This is a genomic window from Candidatus Mesenet endosymbiont of Phosphuga atrata (assembly GCF_964020175.1).
Classification (GTDB): Bacteria; Pseudomonadota; Alphaproteobacteria; order Rickettsiales; family Anaplasmataceae; genus Mesenet.
In genome coordinates this window covers 705,891-725,464 of the sequence record NZ_OZ026541.1, presented here as the reverse complement: position 1 = coordinate 725,464, position 19,574 = coordinate 705,891, and the positions used below count along the sequence as shown (strand labels likewise).

General features: G+C 32.5%; 15 protein-coding genes and 3 pseudogenes. 9 read left to right on the top strand and 9 right to left on the bottom strand.

Annotated elements, in window-relative coordinates; translation table 11 throughout:
- Positions 1-24 precede the first annotated feature (24 nt).
- A complete protein-coding gene (locus AACL09_RS03520; protein ID WP_339046965.1) occupies positions 25-948 on the bottom strand; it encodes a J domain-containing protein in 924 nt (307 codons plus the stop codon).
- Positions 949-1,077: 129 nt separating this feature from the next.
- On the opposite strand from AACL09_RS03520, the gene AACL09_RS03515 reads away from it, so the two are divergent.
- Together AACL09_RS03515 and AACL09_RS03510 are read left to right on the top strand one after the other, a co-directional pair.
- Entirely contained in the window at positions 1,078-1,680 is a 603-nt protein-coding gene (locus AACL09_RS03515) for a DUF2460 domain-containing protein (protein ID WP_339046963.1), read from the top strand.
- 128 nt (positions 1,681-1,808) lie between these two features.
- Positions 1,809-2,804, top strand: coding sequence for a hypothetical protein (locus AACL09_RS03510; protein WP_339046961.1), 996 nt, complete (start codon positions 1,809-1,811; stop codon positions 2,802-2,804).
- Between the two features lie 38 nt (positions 2,805-2,842).
- Here the strand turns inward: AACL09_RS03510 and AACL09_RS03505 are convergent, their stop codons facing one another.
- Positions 2,843-3,691: a 4-(cytidine 5'-diphospho)-2-C-methyl-D-erythritol kinase gene (locus AACL09_RS03505; RefSeq protein ID WP_339046959.1), complete on the bottom strand. Its 849-nt coding sequence runs from the start codon at positions 3,689-3,691 to the stop codon at positions 2,843-2,845.
- Between the two features lie 87 nt (positions 3,692-3,778).
- Here AACL09_RS03505 and AACL09_RS03500 point away from each other — a divergent pair, with 87 nt between their 5' ends.
- The 5 genes and pseudogenes from AACL09_RS03500 (at position 3,779) to AACL09_RS03480 (ending at position 10,464) form a co-directional block, all read left to right on the top strand.
- Complete coding sequence (locus AACL09_RS03500; protein ID WP_339046957.1) at positions 3,779-6,883, top strand: UvrD-helicase domain-containing protein; 3,105 nt, start codon at positions 3,779-3,781, stop codon at positions 6,881-6,883.
- Between the two features lie 140 nt (positions 6,884-7,023).
- Entirely contained in the window at positions 7,024-7,956 is a 933-nt protein-coding gene (locus tag AACL09_RS03495) for a hypothetical protein (protein WP_339046955.1), read from the top strand.
- A gap of 464 nt (positions 7,957-8,420) precedes the next feature.
- Positions 8,421-9,296 (top strand): Rpn family recombination-promoting nuclease/putative transposase, encoded by an 876-nt coding sequence (locus tag AACL09_RS03490; protein ID WP_339046953.1) that lies wholly within the window; start codon positions 8,421-8,423, stop codon positions 9,294-9,296.
- 164 nt (positions 9,297-9,460) lie between these two features.
- Positions 9,461-9,646, top strand: a pseudogene (locus AACL09_RS06420) (helix-turn-helix domain-containing protein); the annotation flags it as partial.
- Between the two features lie 602 nt (positions 9,647-10,248).
- Positions 10,249-10,464 carry a hypothetical protein gene (locus tag AACL09_RS03480; RefSeq protein WP_339046951.1) on the top strand — a complete coding sequence of 72 codons (216 nt, stop codon included), beginning with the start codon at positions 10,249-10,251 and terminating at the stop codon, positions 10,462-10,464.
- 72 nt (positions 10,465-10,536) lie between these two features.
- Here the strand turns inward: AACL09_RS03480 and AACL09_RS03475 are convergent.
- From AACL09_RS03475 to yihA, 5 genes and pseudogenes are all read right to left on the bottom strand, one after another.
- A pseudogene (locus AACL09_RS03475) lies at positions 10,537-10,839 on the bottom strand (transposase).
- A 1,418-nt stretch (positions 10,840-12,257) separates the two neighbouring features.
- Positions 12,258-12,361: pseudogene (locus AACL09_RS03465) on the bottom strand (helix-turn-helix domain-containing protein); the annotation flags it as partial.
- A gap of 297 nt (positions 12,362-12,658) precedes the next feature.
- A complete protein-coding gene (locus AACL09_RS03460) occupies positions 12,659-12,823 on the bottom strand; it encodes a hypothetical protein (protein WP_339046949.1) in 165 nt (54 codons plus the stop codon).
- 231 nt (positions 12,824-13,054) lie between these two features.
- Positions 13,055-14,011, bottom strand: coding sequence for an acetylglutamate kinase (argB, locus tag AACL09_RS03455; RefSeq protein WP_339046947.1), 957 nt, complete (start codon positions 14,009-14,011; stop codon positions 13,055-13,057).
- On the bottom strand, positions 13,983-14,588 hold the full coding sequence (gene yihA, locus AACL09_RS03450; RefSeq protein WP_410519792.1) for a GTP-binding protein: 606 nt from the start codon (positions 14,586-14,588) through the stop codon (positions 13,983-13,985). Before yihA ends, argB begins: the two co-directional genes overlap by 29 nt.
- A gap of 84 nt (positions 14,589-14,672) precedes the next feature.
- Here yihA and prfA point away from each other — a divergent pair, with 84 nt between their 5' ends.
- A complete protein-coding gene (prfA, locus tag AACL09_RS03445) occupies positions 14,673-15,746 on the top strand; it encodes a peptide chain release factor 1 (RefSeq protein ID WP_339046945.1) in 1,074 nt (357 codons plus the stop codon).
- A gap of 1,178 nt (positions 15,747-16,924) precedes the next feature.
- On the opposite strand, the gene AACL09_RS03440 is transcribed toward prfA, so the two are convergent.
- The gene (locus tag AACL09_RS03440; protein ID WP_339046943.1) at positions 16,925-17,125 is read right to left on the bottom strand and encodes a hypothetical protein; all 201 of its coding nucleotides are present in this window, start codon (positions 17,123-17,125) and stop codon (positions 16,925-16,927) included.
- Between the two features lie 74 nt (positions 17,126-17,199).
- Between AACL09_RS03440 and AACL09_RS03435 the strand changes: the two genes are divergently transcribed.
- Positions 17,200-17,385, top strand: a complete 186-nt coding sequence (locus AACL09_RS03435; RefSeq protein ID WP_339046941.1) for a hypothetical protein — start codon at positions 17,200-17,202, stop codon at positions 17,383-17,385.
- 142 nt (positions 17,386-17,527) lie between these two features.
- On the opposite strand, the gene AACL09_RS03430 is transcribed toward AACL09_RS03435, so the two are convergent.
- Entirely contained in the window at positions 17,528-18,982 is a 1,455-nt protein-coding gene (locus tag AACL09_RS03430; protein ID WP_339046939.1) for an ankyrin repeat domain-containing protein, read from the bottom strand.
- Between the last annotated feature and the right edge of the window lie 592 nt (positions 18,983-19,574).

Genomic DNA, 19,574 nt, shown 5'->3' with positions numbered 1-19,574 from the left:
TCAAAATCACAGTAGCATGTCAAGCTAAACGTTATATTCAATTGCAAGTAGAGGACCTTTAATACTAGCTTCATCCAATTTTCCTTCTGCTCTTTCTTCTTTAACTAAGTTTACAACTTTTCTTTCGTATACTTCATCAGCTAGACACTTCAAACCAAAAGATAATATTAATAATGACACCCCTATAAGTAATTTTGTATCTACAGTTTTAAAATTATTTAATGCTGATTCTGTTATCAAGCTAGCAGCTGTTAGAATTATTGCCATAGTGGGAAGACATTTCATAAGCAATATTAATGGTTTATACCCCATCTTTTTAGAAAATTTATCTTCAAGCTTATTAACCAAATCTTCTTGATCTAGGCACTCCTCACTATTTTTTATTTTAGAAAGATCTTTTGCTGCAAAACAAGTGAGTGCAAAAAAAGAAATAGGAAAGGCGATGAAGCAAATCAAAGCTCCATAGAATGAAGCATTGCTTAAATTTAGTGAAATACTTTGACATTTGATAACTAGCTTACTTATTAAGTAACAGTAAGATACTAAACTAAGAAGAGAAATAAATAAGAAGCTCAATGCATATAGTAAATACATTTTACCTCTGCGAGAGAATTCATGTTTAGATTGTAAAATAGAGAGAAATTCTTCATATTCAGATGGTATAATGAGGCTTCCTTGCTCTTTCTGTAAAGGTAAGATATACTTACTTAACCTTTTCTTAGCATCATCTAATATCTGAAATTTTTTATCATTTTCATCCTTTACTTCTTTACTACTATTTTGAAATTTATCAGGATGACACTTAAGTGATAGTGTTCTATATTGCTTTCCTATCAACTGAGATAGCTGCTCAAAGTTTTTGCCTACAGCATCTTCTTTTTTAATGCCTAATGCTTCGAACAAATCGCTTTTATATTCAAACTCTCTTTTTGTTAAATACTTTCCCATATTCTTTTTATCACATTAAAATATTAACTATTATATGATCTATTTGTTATAAGTCAACGAGAACTGATTATGCTTCGGCCTAAATTTAAATAAGCATAAACTCTTATTTAAAATTAATAAGGAGGGAGTATGGAATTTACAGAAATGAGGTTTCCAGAAGATATATCTTATGGTTCAACAGGAGGACCGGAATTTTCAACTGATATTATCACAACTCACAATGGCCATGAACAGCGAAATATTAACTGGTCTGCAGCACGCGCTAAATATAACATAGCTTATGGAGTTAAGTCAGATCAGCAATTATCAGAACTTATTGCCTTTTTTCGTGCTCATCGTGGCAAAGCCGTTGGATTTCGTTTTAAAGATTGGTCAGACTATAAAACCATTGGGCAAAAAATTGGCATTGGTGATGGCAGCAGCACAACCTTTCAATTAGTAAAAAGGTATGAAAGCGGAGGTAGTGCATACGTGCGTGTTATTAAAAAACCTGCCCATGAGACTATAAAAATCTACTTTAACGGAACCATAAAAACAGATGGTTACTTAATAGATTATACTACAGGAAAGATAACATTTATTGCAGCACCAAGCAGCGGCACACTAATCACTGCCGATTTTGAATTTGACGTTCCTGTGCGTTTTGATACCGATTACCTTTCAGCTTCGATTGATAATTATGGCAGCAGCAGTTGGAACAATATTCAACTGATAGAGATAAAATCTATATAATTAAATATTAGTTTTATTACAGTAATAAAATTTTAAAATAAATTATTCCTTTTATTAAAGATATTAACCAATAATTAATACTTTATACAGTAATATGGTTAATATCTAAACTAATTATGGGGGAATAAATGAATGGATATAATAAACTAAAAGACGAAACTATAAAGTTAACTAACAATCAGGTTTCAGATCTTGTAGATAAACATTTTCAAAACATATATGATTTTCTAGAAGAACAAAAAACACCTGTTCCTGAAAGAGTTAAAGTTTTATTTGAATTGAAAGAGGTATCTGATGCACTTAAATACTTACTCAAATGTAAATTTAAGAGAGAGTCAAGTGTGGACACAAATAGTAATAGTGTCAATTCTAAAGAGCATGAGAGTATGAGAAAGCTTTACAATATTGTTAAATTATTCAGTGAAGAAGAGAGTAAATGTTTAAATGATATTTTAAAGCAATATGGAGAAAAAATAAAAGACCAAGATTCTAAAAGCATTGGTGTTTTTAAAGCAATAAAACTGTTCTTTCAAGAAATTATCGCAAAGTTTAAAGGCAAAAATTTCGAAGAGTTGGATGATAAGCGTATAGTAAAAGTAGATGATGCTAAATTTTGTGTTACAACTCAAACAGAGCCTAAACAAGAAGTTCTTGAGCAAAAGGTTAGTGGATCATCTACTTTAGAAACTATTGTTGAAGAAGACGAAGATCATAATGTAAAACTTGATGATGTAAGAGATGTTCAAAAAAGTATATATGAAAACGTAAATTTTTCTATTATCCCTCAATTTGCGCAAGAAGAAACATTATCTAAGCCACAAGTGGCACAAATCAGAGAAAAACCTGCTATTCCACCAAAATCGCAAAAGGTTATTGATGCTGGTAATAAGATAAGGAATAGCCAAAAAACAGAAATTCCAAATTATGTTTCACAGCTTACAGTAAACTTAAAGTCTGCTGGTGGAAAACCTAAGATAGCACCAAAGCCTATTGTAAAAGTTGATACTCAAGCAGGGAAGCAATATGGCGAGAAGATTAAAGAACTAAAAGGAAAGCATGAACGCTTTATCGAACTGGCTTCTAGATCACCAATAGAGCAAGTAGTTTCTAGCAAAGGTAGATAAGATCTAACGAGGTTGCTGTTTTAACAGCAACCTCTTCTTTAAACTATCAAACTTGTAGTGTGCACCCACCAATTAGGGTGATGGTGGTGCACGTTATTTGCTGCAGATTTTGCTTTTTTTTCACTATCAAATATGCCAAAACAGGTTGCTCCACTGCCAGACATACGCATGATTATGCAACCTGCTTGTTTTTGCAAAAATGATAAAATGTCTTCAATTTCAGGAATAATGGTAATTGCTACCTCTTGCAAGTCATTTTTCGTGCTGTGCATCAGCTCTATTAAGTCTACTGTATCTGCTTTAGGAAAATCAAGTGGTGCAGAAAAATTGCCATTATATTCTTGAAATACTCTAGTAGTGCTTAAAGGCTTGCCTGGATTTACTAGTACTATGCTTTTTGGTATAGTAAAATTTTTATAATAGTGTAAGTCATCACCCGTGCCTTTTGCAAAAGCAGTAGCACAATTTACACTTACTGGAACGTCAGCGCCAACGTTTGCAGCAACTTCGTTTAGTACCTGATTTTCAATGTTCCAATACTTACCTAAAATACGTATAACTGCGCCTGCATCTGATGAACCGCCACCTAAACCTGCAGCAACAGGTATATTTTTAATCACTCTAACTGAAATTTCTACGTGTCTAGCAGTGTGCTTAAGGAGTAAATTAATCGCTTTGGTAATTGTGTTATAACGACTATTAATTTCACAATCGTCATTCACAAAAGTGACCATAGATTTTTTATAATCTGTTCTGATTTCAAGGATATCATAAAGCTTAGCAAAGATAAAAAACGTCTCAAGCAAATGATAATTATCTTGTTTTTTCCCTACTATATGCAAAAATAAGTTGATTTTTGCTGGAGCTATAGCTTGGAAAGCTGCCATATAACTCTAATTATAACATAAATAATTTTATGTTAGCTCAGTTAGTTGGTTATTAAAATAGAAATTTAGCTTATTTAGTACTAATGTATGGATAAAACTGCCACTGATCCTAATCTTTCCGTTTGGATTAGTGCTTCTGCAGGTACAGGTAAAACAAAGATTCTTATAGATAGAGTATTAAAGCTCTTACTTACAGGAAAAAAAAATATTCTTTGTTTAACGTTCACAAGTGCTGCAGCAAACGAGATGGTAGATCGTATTAATGCTGTTCTTGGAGTATGGTCGACGTGTTCAAATGATCAGCTGATAAAATCTTTACTTAGCTTGTTTGGTAGCAAGCCACTTAATTCTCATCTGTTGAAAGCAAGACAGCTTTTTGGTCAGTTACCTACCCTATCTTTAACAATACAAACCATACATGCCTTTTGCTATAAATTAATCTCTAATTTTCCTGCTGAAGCAGGTATTGCTTTAGGTTATACACTTGATGATTGCAGTAGATTGCATACAAAAGTTATAAGTGAATTGCTTACTGATAATAGTGCTCAGGAGTATCTGAGTTTTATTGCTGCTGAAATTGATGAGGAAAAATTAAAAGATTTATTTTTATCTTTACTGCAAAACAGAATTTATGACGTCGAAAAAGTATTTTCAAAGCTTGGGTCACCAAAAAGATGTGATGAAATACCCCAAGCTACTGTAGAGAACATAAAAAAGCTAGCTGAGATTTTAAACCAAAGCAGCAAAAGAGATAAAAAATATAGCACAGTACTCATGAGCTGGTACAACCTGCCAGCTGATGATAAGCTAGATAAATTAAATAGCTTAATTAAAATATTGATTGATCCTAAGTTACTTACAAAAAAGAATGCTTCATCTATTATCACAAAAAATACGTTAGAAAATTTTCCCGAAGCAAAGGAAATAATATTAAAAGAACAAGATATAATACTGAAAATTTTTGAAGAGCTTGGTAGTTATCAAATAGCTACCAGAACTATTAATTTACTAAACCTCTTTAAAAGATTCACCACTTTATACTCACTTGAGAAGAAAAAAAATGCTCTTTTAGATTATGATGATGTAATAACTTTAGCACTGCATCTTATTACAGATGATAAAAGCAGAGATTGGATATTGTTTAATCTAGATAGCAAAATAGACCACATATTGGTTGATGAAGCGCAAGATAATAGCAGTACTCAGTGGCAAGTAATAATTAACTTATGTGCCGAATTTTTCGCTGGCATAGGCACAACAGATGAGAAACGAACAATTTTTATTATTGGTGATGTAAAGCAGTCTATCTATAGGTTTCAGGGTGCGAACCCTATATTATTTAACGCAATGCATGAATATTTAAAAGAACAAAGCCATAAAGAAGATTGGCTATCCTTAAAACTTAGCCAATCTTTCCGTTCAACTGGGCCAATACTGTCATTAGTAGATACTTTATTCAATAATTTTAGGCAGGAGATATCTTTTTTAGATGAGAGAATAGAACATATTCCTTTTAGAAAAAATGATCAAGGATATGTAGAGATATGGCTACTTTTACCAAAAACAAATAATGAAAAACAGGTTGCTCTGCAAACTAGTATGCAGAATCAGCAAAATCCAAATCGCATACTTGCTGCTACTTTAGTTTACAGAATAAATAAGTGGCTTAAGGAGGGAAGAATATTGCCAGCAAAAAACCGTCATGTAGAAGCAAAAGATATAATGATTTTAGTACGGCAGCGTAACATTTTGATAGATTATCTCATCGGTGAATTTAAGAAATTTAATATACCAGTGCTAGGACGAGACTGTTTTAAGATCATGGACTATATAGCTGTTCAAGATTTAGTTGCCTTGGCTGAGTTTTTATTATTACCTGAAAATGATATGGCGCTTGCTTGCGTTTTAAAATCACCACTACTTAATTTTACAGAGGAAGATTTGCTAAATATTGCTTATAATCGCAAAGATAAATCCTTATGGACTCAGCTTAAAGCATACAATCAACAAATATCTGTTTATTTGGAAAATTTAATTAACATATCGCATAATTACTCACCCCTTTTTCTCTATACTTATGTTCTTACTTTTGAAAATAGGAAAAAGTTTGTTGCAAGGCTTGGCACAGAGTGTTTAGAAGTCATTGATGAATTTATAAACCTTCTCACTCAGTTTGAACATAAGAGCTTACAGTCTTTTACTGAGTGGATGAAAGAAAATAATCCGGAGATAAAAAATGATATAAACAGTGAGCGTGAAGCTGTACGAATAATGACCATACATAAAGCGAAGGGACTGCAAGCCCCCATAGTTTTTCTTGTTGATACAACTTCTGTACCAAAAAGTGATGATGCTATAATCTTTGATGAAGAGGGAACACCGTTTTGGTGCGGTACAAATAGCAATTCATATTGCAATCAGATCAAAGAAGAAAAAAGCAGGGAAGACTATAATGAATATCTACGTCTTCTGTACGTTGCTATGACAAGAGCTGAAGATGAACTATATATCTTGGGGAAGGAACCTGTGCATAATAAGTCTTGGTACAACTTAATCAAGATGCAAGAAGGAATATACGAAAAAAAATATGCTAATTTGTATCCAATGTTTAAAGAAGAGGTGGAGGTACTATGCATCAATGGAAAGTATCCACAAATCTATAGAAAACGTGACTATCTTAATATTGAGCCTACTGAAGTACCAAAACATAAATCTGATTTTGAACATGCGAGAGAAGAGCGTGTTCAAGAAGGAATAGACCGCGGAAAAATAATGCACAAAGTTTTGCAACACTTACCAAGCGTGCCAAATGAAAGGCGCGAAGATTGGATAAGAAGTTACTTAAGCAGTATGAACCTCAGTGTTGATATTCAAAATGAGATAACAGATAAAATGATCTCTTTTAATGAAAAATTTAGTGATCTTTTAAATTTAGAATGCAAAACCGAAGTTGCAATAAATGGCATGATAGACGATGAAGTCGTGTCAGTAAGGCTGGATATGCTTTGTATTGCTAAGGATAAGGTCACAATTATTGATTACAAATCACACCGCAGCCCTTTTTTATCAAAAGAAATAAAACAGCAAATGTCTCGCTATAGAACCTTAGTACAAGATATTTTCTCAAGTAAAAAAATAGAATGTGTTATTATTTGGCTTGAGGATTTATCTATTATATTATTAGATAATTAATTATTATTATTTATAATTAAATATTATCTAGCAGTAAAAAATATAGGTAGCAAAAACCTTATTAATAGTTAATTAATTTGCATTTATAATAAAACTATTGTATACTAATTTAGTACCTTATTTAAAAGGGGATAGGAATTATGGCAGAAATAATAAATATTATACCTAACAATGTTAGAAGTAATCTAGTATCTACACTGCAATTTGAGGTGGAAAAGCTCGATTACAGTAAGCTTAAAGCTAGTGAAGACAATCAAAGTGCACAATCTGGTGAAACAATGTCAAAAGATATCCACAGGATGGTCTTTGTTATTAATGGCAAAGAAATTGATCAAGATTTAACTAATGTACTACGTTATGGAGGAACAGGTGATTCAGGTGGTAGAGATTATAAAATAGAAGAGTTTAGCTCAGATCAAAGGTCTTTTTATAATGTAGGGCTGAATAATAAGCACTTGTTACCGAAGAGCACGGATGAAAACGCAAATTATCGTCCATTTCTTATAGAAGCCTTTAAAAAACTATTTACACATGCTCAAGCAGAAGTTCCAGACGATTCTATTATACAAGAGTTAATTACTAATTGTAATCAAGCTGGATATTTTGCTTATTTAGCTGAGGGTAATCCATATGATTATAAAGCGGAATACTCTCTTATTACCTTTAATCCAAGTAAGGTAATAAGCATTAATTGTGATAGTCCAAATTGTGCAGAGATTAAAATTAATGCTGAAACGCCTGTAGGTTGCGCTGAGTATGGTAATGTACAACTCGATGAAAACGAAGAAAAATATATAATTGGGCATTTATCTAGTTCATTAGAATTTAAACTTGAGTCTCAAGTAGATGAAGTAAAATGTACAGATGGTAAATTATCTTTTACTTTTCCTCAGGAGTTAATGCAAGATAAAAATTTACTTGCTAAAATTATTGAATGGTTTAAGGAGCTATTTGGCCTAGAAATAAAAGGATCAGTGATTGAACATAGTTTTGATAAAGCAGAGATTGATAAACCACAAACTAAGATGGAAGAAGGGAAAGTAGAAGTTTATCAAACTCATCAAGTAGGATGATAAAGCTTTATTAGTTTTTTATCAAAATGATGGTTTTTATGGAGCCTAAAATTATTTTTGATATCTTCTTTCTTAGCAGATTGAAAATTCAGTTGAGTTTTTGACACAGTTTGTTAAACATTCCCTATCTCCGCGCAAAAAGCTTCTCAATGTCAGAGAGTTTCAATTCTATATAGGTGGGTCTACCGTGGTTACATTGACCAGAAAATGAGGTCTCTTCCATTTGCCGGAGCATAGCGTTCATTTGTGTAATTCATAGAGATTACTATAACTGATTTGTCAAATCAAATCTCATTTTATACGTAAGCCTAAATTTCTTTACATTTTTATTGTAATAATCTCTATGAATTACATAATTTCTTGAATTATTAATATAACATCACAAAAGACTAAAAGTGCTGTTTTATTTAGCAAAGTTACTTTAAATAGTGTATAATTATTGATGTTTTATTCTCATTCTATATATGGCTCTTTCTAAGTTTTTAGATCCAAAGAATGATGTCGCATTTCGGAGGATATTTGGTTCTGTAAATAATAAGGATATTCTTATTCACTTTCTTAATGATATTTTAGATCTTACTGATGTTGATCAAATCAAAGATGTTTCCTTTTTAAGTCCTATTCAAGATCCTGAAATTATCTCTCAAAAGCAAAGTATTGTTGATATCCTTTGTACCGATTCTAATGGGATTCAGATGATTCTTGAGATGCAAATTGCTAAAACAACAGGCTTCGAGAAACGTGCTCAATATTATGCTGCTAAAGCCTATTCAAGCCAAGCTCATAAAGGCGATCAATATCATAATCTTAAAGGGGTCATTTTCATTGCTATTGCTGATTTTATTTTATTTCCTGAGAAACTGGCTTATAAGTCTGATCATGTTACTCTTGATAAAATTACTTATCAGCATGATCTTAAAGACTTTAGTTTCACTTTCATAGAGCTACCTAAGTTTAATAAAACCAAAGAAGATCAGCTTGAGAATATAGTCGAGAAGTGGATCTATTTTTTTAAATATGCTGATGCAACAAGCGAAAAAGATTTAAAGAAAATAATAGGTAGTGATGTTATTATTGGCAGAGCTTATGACGTGGTCAATGAATACAATTGGACTCCAGAAGAACGTTTAGCTTACGATCAAGCAACAAAATGTACTGATGATTATCTCTCTAGTCTTGAAGAGAAATTTGATGTAGGCAAAAAAGAAGGCATCCAAATCGGTTCTCTCCAAGGGAAAATTGAAGTTGCAAAAACAATGCTGGCTAATAATGTTGATGTCAATACTATTGTCAAGTTTACTGGCTTATCTTTAGATGAGATCAAAAAATTACAAGAATGATAGTTGCTTTATAGGTGTATGTTACCTAAGTAGGTCTGAGATAATTCTCGTTATGTCAGTTGGCTCTACCTTTAGTTGTATTAAATAAAACTTGAACTGACACTTAGAACAAAAAAATAACAAAAAATAAGAGAAATGAATACAATACAAACAAAAATACTAAAATTAGGATTTTAGCAAAACAACTAGGAAATGTGTCACAAGCGTGCAAAGTGATGGGATACTCAAATTTTATCGCTTCAAGGAGTTATACGAAAATGGAGATGAGATAAGTAAGAAAGTTTGCAAACAGAGTCTCGGAAGATATAGAAAGAGCCGTGGTTAATATCGCAACAGAATTTCCAGCATATAAAAAATGAGCTGAGAAAAAAATAATATCTGAAGGTGGATAGTTGAGACTTTTAAGAAAAGACTTAAAGCACTAGAAGCAAAAAGATGGAATAATTCTAACAGCTTTAGAAAAAGTGAAAGAACAAAGATAGTGAAATTGATACTCAGGTTATCTGGGTTCTCAGGATACTTATTACGTGGGTAATATAATGGGCGAATTTACCAGCTAGACTTTTATTGATACTTATTCTCGTTTGCTAAGTCGATAAGACAGCAATTACCTCTTGCTAAATGATAGCATTCTTTGATATTGCGCATTTTGACTGATAGAGGTACAGAATATTGCGTGAAATTATCAGCTTTATTTAGGCATATCGATCATTCTAGAACCAAAACCCACTCTCCACAGACCAATGCTTCACAAAACTATGCAAATCATCTTTAGAAATATAGTTCTTTGGAAGATCTGCAGATTGATGTTGGTTGCGTTCTTACAATGAGACAATCAGGCAAATATTGCTACGGCCAATGCAAACTTTTCTTGATATATTGCTTTTTAGAAAAACATTAGTAACATTAATCAGGATGGTGTATTTACAAATCAAAAAATTTAAAAAGAAACTTGAAAAAAGAATTAAACTATAATGATCAAAAATTAAATTCAGAATTGGATATTGAAGAAAAACTAAAGATTAATACTGAACAAAGTGAGCAGATAATTCCACAATTTTATCCTAATTTGCTGGAAGAAGCTCTTCAAGATAAGGATATAAAATTAGAATTTACAAATTTAATAATTGAAAATCCTTATGAATATTCTACTGTAAGCAGATTATAATTATTCAACCACTATGGATTAGAAATCCAAAGAATGAGAAAAAGCATAGAATGCTAATTTACCAATTCTCGTTTAGAGTGATTTTATCATCTGATCAGTTACATTTCCCTTACAAAATAGCCAACTGCCCATAAATGCTTTCCCCAATATTTCTTCCTCAATTCCGGAAAATTTTGTTTTCTTCCCTTAATCATTTGCACTTTATACTCAAATATAGAAACATATATATGGACATGATTTGATGTAATTTTTCCTCTGATTTCTACATACCTCTTGTACTACATCTTTGGTTCTCTACCAACACTGATATTTCATACCATATGATATATATACCGAATGGCTGCTTTTCCTGTAATATCTCCTCAAACTTACCATCAGCTATTATATACTTGAAAGCAATCCCAAATCTGGGATAATAAAGTTGCAATATGAAGTTGATAAAATTCCTAGGTAGTGTCGACAATAAAAAATGATAATGGTATAATATTTCTTTTAAAAAGTGAGAGAAGCAAGACATGAAAGATGGGGAATGGGATAGGATAAAAGACAGCTTGCTAGGAAAAGAAGTGGCAGAAGTGCAAAAGATAACAGAAAATTTATAGCTGCAGTAATGTGGATAGGTAGAACAGTGGAGAGCTTTGCCAGCAGAATATGGAAAATGGTCAATAAGAGATTCATGAGGTATCCGGTATATGGCAAATGATTTTCAATACTTTAGCAGTTAATGAAGATACAGAATGATAGATTCAACAATCATATCAACACGCAGCTGGTGCAAGAAAAAAATGTAAAGTGCAAGGGCAAGAGTTGGGGCGTTCTAAATTTCAAGCAAATTACATGCTTCATTGAGATTTTTTGTTACTGCAGATCGGATTATGCAAAAGCTTTAGATCTGATAGAAGGTAAGAATATGGAATCGCTGATAAGATGCAAACTACATGATTGAGGCCGCAGAAGCTGTAAATGCAGAGCCAGTTATGCCACCGCGTTCCAACAACCGAGAGAATACGATAAAGAGCTGTACAAAGAGAGAAATCTAATCGATTCAATAAAATCAAGCATTTCCGCAGAGTTGTTATGACAAATTAGCTGTACCAGACACCACTTAATCTGACAAATGAGAATTAACTGACAGAAGAATTTAAATATACTATCAGAATCCTGATTTAATGTTTTTCTAAAAAGCAATATATCAAGAAAAGTTTGCATTGGCGTTTTATCATAGCAATATTTGTCTGATTGTCTCATTGTAAGAACGCAACCAACATCAATTTGTAGATCTTCTAAAGAACTATATTTCTAAAGATGATTTGCATAGTTTTGTGAAGCATTGGTCTGTGGAGAGTGGGTTTTGGTTCTAGAATGATCGATATGCCTAAATAAAGCTGATAATTTCACGCAATATTCTGTACCTCTATCAGTCAAAATACGCAATATCAAAGAATGGCTATCATTTAACAAGAGGTAATTGCTGTCTTATCGACTTAGCAAACGAGAATAAGTATCGATTGCTGGTAGATTCGTCCTATACCTTTGATATTACCTACATAATAGGTATCTTGAGCACCCAGATAACCTGAGTATCAATTTCACTATCTTTGTTCTTTCACTTTTTCTAAAGCTGTTAGAATTATTCCATCTTTTTGCTTCTAGTGCTTTAAGTCTTTTCTTAAAAGTCTCAACTATCCACCTTCAGATATTATTTTTTTCTCAGCTCATTTTTTATATGCTGGAAATTCTGTTGCTATACAGATCTTTCTATGTCTTCCGAAACTCTGTTTGCAAACTTTCTTACTTATCTTATCTCCATTTTCGTATAACTCCTTGAAGCGATAAAATTTGAGTATCCCATCACTTTGCACGCTTGTGACACATTTCCTAGTTGTTTTGCTAAAATCCTAGTTTTAGTATTTTTGTTTGTATTGTATTCATTTCTCTTATTTTTTGTTCTAAGTGTCAGTTCAAGTTTTATTTAATACAGTTTAACATAATTGCTGGTCTCGTAAACCTCAGGCATGAGTTTTAATTGATTCTTGCTACTGGCCTAACTTGCCGCTGAAATTAGTTGCATACCGTTTCGCAGCTGGTCTAGTGAATTTGCTAAGGCGCTTCCACCCTGACTTTAATAAATTCATTGGTTTGTTATCAAAAACAGGGCCCTATTCAGGTCTTTTCCTGCTTTTTTATGAGTTGTTTAGATTATTGTAAGAAATGCTATAGTACCAGAACTAACGGCTCTCTCGCCCACAAATATCTTCCCCAAAATTGCTTGTTGGAAAATCTTACATCTCGAGCTTGTTCCTTTCAGAAACTGCACAATTTTACTAACTCTCTGCTGAGATTTGTATGAAACAAACATATGTACGTGATCAATTTACCAGATGAATCTCGTTTCCATTTGCCTTAGCAATTCTCTTACTCTAATCGCAATTTGCCCTATCAATTTCGGTACTTTGGAATCCAGACTATTCATATCATATTTAGAATATACCTATATAGTCTATGTGCGACTATCATATCCTTTCCTTCGCCTCAAGGGGAGGGATTTTTACAATCCCTAACGGGGGATATTAAGTGTAGTATTAAAAAGCTATAAATTATCAACAATTATTGTACCAATACCATGTTCAGTAAATAATTCTAAAAGCAAAACATGAGGTATTCTGCCATCTAGTATGTGGGCCATCTCACACCCCCCTTTTACCGTTTTAATGCAAGATAAAAGTTTAGGTATCATTCCTTCTTTTGCAGCTCCTAGTTTAATTAAGTTATTTGCTTCTGTTGTTGACATTTCACTAATTATATTACCATCACTATCTGCAACTCCCCTGACATTAGTAAGCATAACTAATTTTGATGCGGAAATAGCAGTGGCAATTGCACTTGCAACACTATCTGCATTTACATTATATGTAATGCCATCTTCGCCTCCACATATTGGCGCAATTACTGGTATGAAATCTGACTCTTCTATAAAAAATAGAATGTCAGGATTAACATTACTTGGTTCACCAACAAAACCCATATCTATGATTTTTTCAATGTTATTTAATTCACTTTCTTTATGAGTAATAGGTATTTTTTTTGCTTCAATTAGATTACAGTCTTTTCCACTAAGACCAATGGCAGAACCGCCAGCTGAATTAATCAGTTGAGTAATCTTTTTGTTTACATGTCCGCATAATACCATCTCTACAATTTCAATAGTAAATTTATCTGTTACTCTAAGACCATTGATAAATTTACTATCAATCTTCAGTGTCTTTAGTACCTCACTAATTTTTTTGCCACCACCGTGAACAATCACAGGATTAATACCAATCTGTTTAAGCAAAACAACATCATGTGCAAAAGTAGCAGACAATTTTTCATCTGTCATTGCTGCACCACCATATTTTATTACAAAAGTCTCTCCAGCGAAACGTTGCATGTATGGCAGAGCTTCCGATAAGATGCTTGCTTTTTTTAGCCAGTCATCATTTCCGTCAAATTGCTTTAGAGTTATATCTTCTGCATATTTATTTTCTTGAAAGTTCTGCAATTTCATTACGTAACTCCTTTATTCCAGATTTTTGATAAACGCTAAAAGCAATTGTCGGATAAGTGAGTAGCCCTTTACTACTCATCCATTTTTTAATATTTTCCAGCGAGAGTGTAAGACTATCTAAGTTAATTTCGTCAATTTTTGTTAATATCAATTGGAATGATATCTGATTTTGTATTAACCAAAAAACAAAATCTTCATCTATTTCCTTTAAGCCTCTTCTTGCATCTATTAATAAAAAAACCCTTTGTAGATTACTCCTGTTGATTAGATAATACTCTATTAGTTTTAAATATTGAGCGATGTCTTGCTTGCTAGCAGCAGAGTAACCATACCCTGGCAGATCAACAATTCTTATCTTACCATTGTTCATTGTATAAAAATTTATTTGCCTCGTACATCCTGGTTTGGATGATACTCTCGCTGCCTTATTGTGAATCAGCTTATTTATCAAGCTGGATTTACCTACGTTTGATCTTCCAGCAAATGCAACTTCAGGCACAGTAGTACTTAGATCCGAGTTATTTAAAAACGATTTAATATCTGATATACCAAAAACAAAACTGTTTTTTCTGATCACTTTTAATGAAAAAAAATAAAATAGTCTTTTAAATAATATCAGAATTATTGTAAATTTACATAATTAAAGTTATTAATAAAAGCTATGGATCTAGAAAGTAATTTAAAGGAGCTAAAGAAAAAGTTTAGCTCTCTTAATCAGAAGTTAGCAGACCCAAGTGGTTTAAGTTCTTCAGAATTTATAGCTTCTTCAAAAGAACACTCAGATCTATTGCCCATTATTACAATAGTGAATGAGTATGACTCTTTACTAGAAGAAGTAGCTGATTTAGAAGCGTTAATAAAGGAGAGTAAAGATGATCCTGAAGTTAAGGAGATTGCAAAAAAAGAATTATTCTCAAAGCAGAAAATCATACCAGAAATAAAAAATAAATTAAAGCTTGTGTTATTACCAAAAGATATTGATGATACCAGAAATGCAATACTTGAGGTTAGAGCTGGTACTGGAGGGGAAGAAGCAGCACTTTTTGCTGCCAATTTATATCGTATGTATCAACGATACGCAGAAAAAAAAGGATGGAAGTTTGAACCTATGAATATTTCACACACTGGCTTGGGTGGATATAAAGAAGCAAGCGCTTCTATTGCTGGTACAGAGGTTTTTGCGCAGTTAAAATTTGAATCAGGAGTTCACAGAGTACAAAGAGTACCAGAAACTGAGTCTTCAGGAAGGCTTCATACATCAGCTGCAACAGTTGCAGTTCTACCTGAAGCAGAAGAGATTGATTTTAAGATAGAAGAAAAAGATTTAAGAATAGATGTGTATCGTGCTAGTGGCCCTGGAGGACAATCAGTCAATACGACAGACAGTGCTGTACGCATCACGCACCTGCCTACAGGTACGGTAGTTATCCAGCAAGATGAGAAGTCGCAACATAAAAACAAAGCCAAGGCACTTAAGGTACTTAGAACTCGATTATATGAGCTTGAAAGACAGAAGCGAGAAAGTGAAGAATCTAAGATGCGAAAAAGTCTTATAGGCTCTGGAGATCGTTCTGAGCGTATTAGAACTTATAATTTTCCTCAATTAAGAATAACAGATCATAGAATAAATATGACGTTATATAAACTAGAGCACATCTTAAAAGAAGGTGACTTAGATGAGTTTATTTCAGCTTTAGTTGCAGCGTATGAATCTGAAAGACTAAAAGAAGACTAGAACTCCCTCTTTATGTAGTTAGGTGCTCTCCTTAAGGTTTAGCATTTTAGTGTTTTTAGTAATTTTATAGATTACAAACACAGCTCTCACAGTACGTTTGATTTGAAGTAGTATTTTGTACTAAATACAGATATTTTAGTAAATTCACTTTAAATCAGGACTATTGGAAAGCGCGATAGATAGCTAAATTTATGTTTTGTGCATCAGTTTTCTAATTCTAGACTTTAAAAAAAATGCTCAATTGGATTAAGATCTGGTAAATATGGAGGAAGATAGAGTAAATTGCCTTTTCAATTAATTCTCTTGTTTTAGCGGTTTTATTGCATTATCGATAACTACAGTTGTATTAACAGGCAGCTCCGGTAGTGTTCTAACCATGTATTAAATACTTCTTTATCATAACCTCCAGTAAAGGTCAGAGGTGCAACAAATCTTCTTCCATCCTATTATGTTCTCGTCTTTTGCCAGTGCATGTATTTTCTCTCCTCTTGTCCATATTCTCTATATAATCTTTCATCTATATATACGATTGGTCTATTTCGGCAATTTTTTCGATAAATCTTTTTCATCTCTTGATAAATTTTTTTTAATGTGATTTTTAGCTGTTGTACCAAATTGCGCTTATTCCGAAACCAATTTCATCTCTGCCAGCTGGATGCTTTTTTACATATTCTTCTAGGGGTCTATTTTTCGGATAAAATTACCATTTTTTGCTGGTTTTAACCAACAGCTTTCTTTTTCAGCCATCTGTATAGTATTACTATTCCAACAGCTCCACAACCTCAGCTTTCGACTTCCCTTTCTCAACCATAGATACCGCTTTCTCCCGTAAATCCACGCTGTACGCCATTTCCTTCATTCCCCAAAATGCTCATTATACCTTTATCACTTATTTTTGAAAGTACTATAAAAGCCTAATACCTCTTTTTTTGATCTATGCCGAATTTGCTTACTTTAACCTTGAAAAACATTCCATCCATATTGAATAAATGGTTTGCAAATACGCCACTTATTGGTAGCAATTTATCTGTAATGCTGGATATTGTTGCAGCTGATATCTTATAATTTCTTCAATATGCGATTTTGTAACTCATACCGCTGTGCTAATTTTCAAGTTCAGGATGTAAATTAGTCTGCCTCTTTTTGTGGTTCAAAACTTCCATCTCTATCTCGAAAGCTCAAATGAGTCTGTATCTGTGTATACAGTCTTTGAGCTTTTCTACGATTTCATTCTCATTTATTTTCTTTCTAAACTTGCCTCTAGTAACTTTTTGATTAGCAGTTCCTCCTTTTCCAGTTAGTTTCTCGGATGGGCGATAATATGTTAACTCTTTATAGTCTACTATTCCACTGGTTTTATTCGGTGTTTTTTCGTTCATTCCTCCTTTTTTATATTATTTATATTCGGTTTGACATGGTTTGTTGAACGCTCTCTACCTCTGCTTCTTTTATATTGTTTGGAGTATGTGCTGTTGGTGCAAGTTTAACAATACCTTATTTAGCAGCATGTATCACACTTGCTATAGCTGCATCGACTTTTCTTGTAGCAGGGCTTTGCTATTCATATAAGGTAAATACAGCACTTAGCGATGTTGAAACTGATCAACAAAATAAGCAATTACTTGAAAGTAGTATTTAAGGTTTTATCTATGAGCAAACCTAAAAGTGTGATGTAAACTCTAAATTCAAGAAAAGGTAGTGCAATGAAGAGAATAGCATTTTCAGCAATTTAAAGGAATTGATAATTTTTGTAAATTTAATAACTTAAACTATACTGCTAATTAATTTACATATACTGGATCAGGAATTGCTGTCTCACTGCTTCTAAAACATTCAAGGGTAAGGGCATTCTTAAAAGCAGTACATGTACTTATATTTGGATCATTATCTTTTTCTTTACTAACTTTTTCACAAACTTTCGCTATTACAAAACACATAACTGCAAGAGTTGCTACACCAACAAAAATACCAGCAGCAATGATAGGATTAAATTCTACTATACCAGCCGATAAAGCTACTGCTGCATAAATTCCTACCGCTATAAATGGAGAAGCTATCATGGTGGCATACATGGCTTTTTTCATTGGGCTGGTTTTATTACTTGCAATGATATTGTTAGTTGTACCAGTCTCTTGTTGGCTATCAATACCTGCCTGATTTATATCCTGTATAGTGCTGTTACCTTCTAATATGTCATCATCAATAGCAGGGCTACTTACATCAAATACTTGTATTTCAGAAGATGATATTGGTGTGGAACTAATATTTCCTACCATAAGTTGACTACATGCCTCATTGCCAATCATTTCATTTTGCAAGAATTTTGCTTCAACAAGGTAAGCATCCATTAAACTACCTACTTCTTGTTTATAGGATATTATAGTATTACCCGATTTATCAATAATATCTGCTTGTTTGTTCATATAGGAAGTTACAAGATCTATGGCATATTGAGATTTAAATTGCAAATCTTGCGGTTTATCATACTTACTAAAAGAAATGGCTTCTTGTTTGTTACTATGTGCATTTGCAAGCAAAGCTACTATCTCCTTTCTTTCGTAAAGAGAGTAATCACGTTTAATTTCTAACTCTTTTGCTAACTGTAGAGGTGTTTTTCCGCTTTTATCTTGAGCACTGAGATCTGCACCTTTGCTAATAAGAAATTCAACTGCACGTAAATTACTATCATTAACAGCGTAATGCAATGGTGTAAGACCAAGATTATCCTTGACATTAACATCAAAGCCATAGCTAAGAAGAGCTTTTACCAATTCCAAAGAATTAAATCGAATGGCAAAATGTAATAGTGCTAAATTAGTATTTGGTTCAACACTAATTTTCTTATTCTCCTCAAATTCCTTAATCAAGTTCAGTACTGTTTTTATAAGCTCTTCATTTTTAGCTAGCACTATTCCTTCAAGTATAACCCATATCTTGTCATATTCAGGATTTAATGTTTCCTTTAAATATCGAAGAACAAGATCCATTACATAATTGGAAAAAGTTTTTTGATTATGCTTCTTCTTATAAAGAGGACTCCTTATTTTCTTTTTAGTACTAACAGTTTTATGATTGTGGTTAGGAGAATGATTTTCAATATTTTTCTTATTTTTCCTACTTTTTGATGTATTACTTTCTTGCTGTTTTCGTACTATTTTCCTACTAGATTGTTGTTCTACTGGTTGCTGTGAGTTTAGCACTATAGCCTGTAATATTTTTTTACCAGAACCTTGCATCTACTTCCCCCTATTGTAACTGCTCAAATCTTTATTAATATGATTAATTTAATATATTAATTTATTATTATTTGACAAGATAAATCATTTAATTTCTAAAAATCACTAACATTTTGTACTCTTAGCAACATATAGCTAAACAAATTCAGAGAAAATATTGTCCTCTTTAGCATTAACAACATTTTATTTATTTACTCTTACTTCATTCTCTCAAAACCATATAGAAGTACCCATATTTTAGAGAAAAAAGGTAAGAAATGCTACATTATGGAAAACAAAACATAGGATTATTTGAAGTATAATTGAATACCAAAGTATACATGTATATCAAGTAAAATAGGCTACCGTGGCAGGTTTTAGATTATGCTAAAATTAGAATAGAGAAAAGTTCGCAGTGTATGTAATGGTGGACCACTCCTCTCTCTCAAAACTTTCTCTCTGTTTCTTCCTTTAATATCGTGAAAAAAACTATAGTAGTATATATCAACAGTAGTATAAAGTGATAAAAGTTCTCACCTGTTGGAGAATCGGAGAGAACAGTCAATATTCTATTTTTGGTCAACGCTGACTTTGGTAAAAAAATACAAATTAA

What these genes read in the sequence shown, in the direction of transcription:
- AACL09_RS03440 (WP_339046943.1), bottom strand. Translation starts at nt 17,125, where the DNA reads ATGAACGAAAAAACACCGAATAAAACCAGTGGAATAGTAGACTATAAA.
- AACL09_RS03500 (WP_339046957.1), top strand. Translation starts at nt 3,779, where the DNA reads ATGGATAAAACTGCCACTGATCCTAATCTTTCCGTTTGGATTAGTGCT.
- AACL09_RS03520 (WP_339046965.1), bottom strand. Translation starts at nt 948, where the DNA reads ATGGGAAAGTATTTAACAAAAAGAGAGTTTGAATATAAAAGCGATTTG.
- prfA (WP_339046945.1), top strand. Translation starts at nt 14,673, where the DNA reads ATGGATCTAGAAAGTAATTTAAAGGAGCTAAAGAAAAAGTTTAGCTCT.
- AACL09_RS03510 (WP_339046961.1), top strand. Translation starts at nt 1,809, where the DNA reads ATGAATGGATATAATAAACTAAAAGACGAAACTATAAAGTTAACTAAC.
- argB (WP_339046947.1), bottom strand. Translation starts at nt 14,011, where the DNA reads ATGAAATTGCAGAACTTTCAAGAAAATAAATATGCAGAAGATATAACT.
- AACL09_RS03495 (WP_339046955.1), top strand. Translation starts at nt 7,024, where the DNA reads ATGGCAGAAATAATAAATATTATACCTAACAATGTTAGAAGTAATCTA.
- AACL09_RS03460 (WP_339046949.1), bottom strand. Translation starts at nt 12,823, where the DNA reads ATGTTTGTTTCATACAAATCTCAGCAGAGAGTTAGTAAAATTGTGCAG.
- AACL09_RS03490 (WP_339046953.1), top strand. Translation starts at nt 8,421, where the DNA reads ATGGCTCTTTCTAAGTTTTTAGATCCAAAGAATGATGTCGCATTTCGG.
- AACL09_RS03505 (WP_339046959.1), bottom strand. Translation starts at nt 3,691, where the DNA reads ATGGCAGCTTTCCAAGCTATAGCTCCAGCAAAAATCAACTTATTTTTG.
- AACL09_RS03430 (WP_339046939.1), bottom strand. Translation starts at nt 18,982, where the DNA reads ATGCAAGGTTCTGGTAAAAAAATATTACAGGCTATAGTGCTAAACTCA.
- AACL09_RS03515 (WP_339046963.1), top strand. Translation starts at nt 1,078, where the DNA reads ATGGAATTTACAGAAATGAGGTTTCCAGAAGATATATCTTATGGTTCA.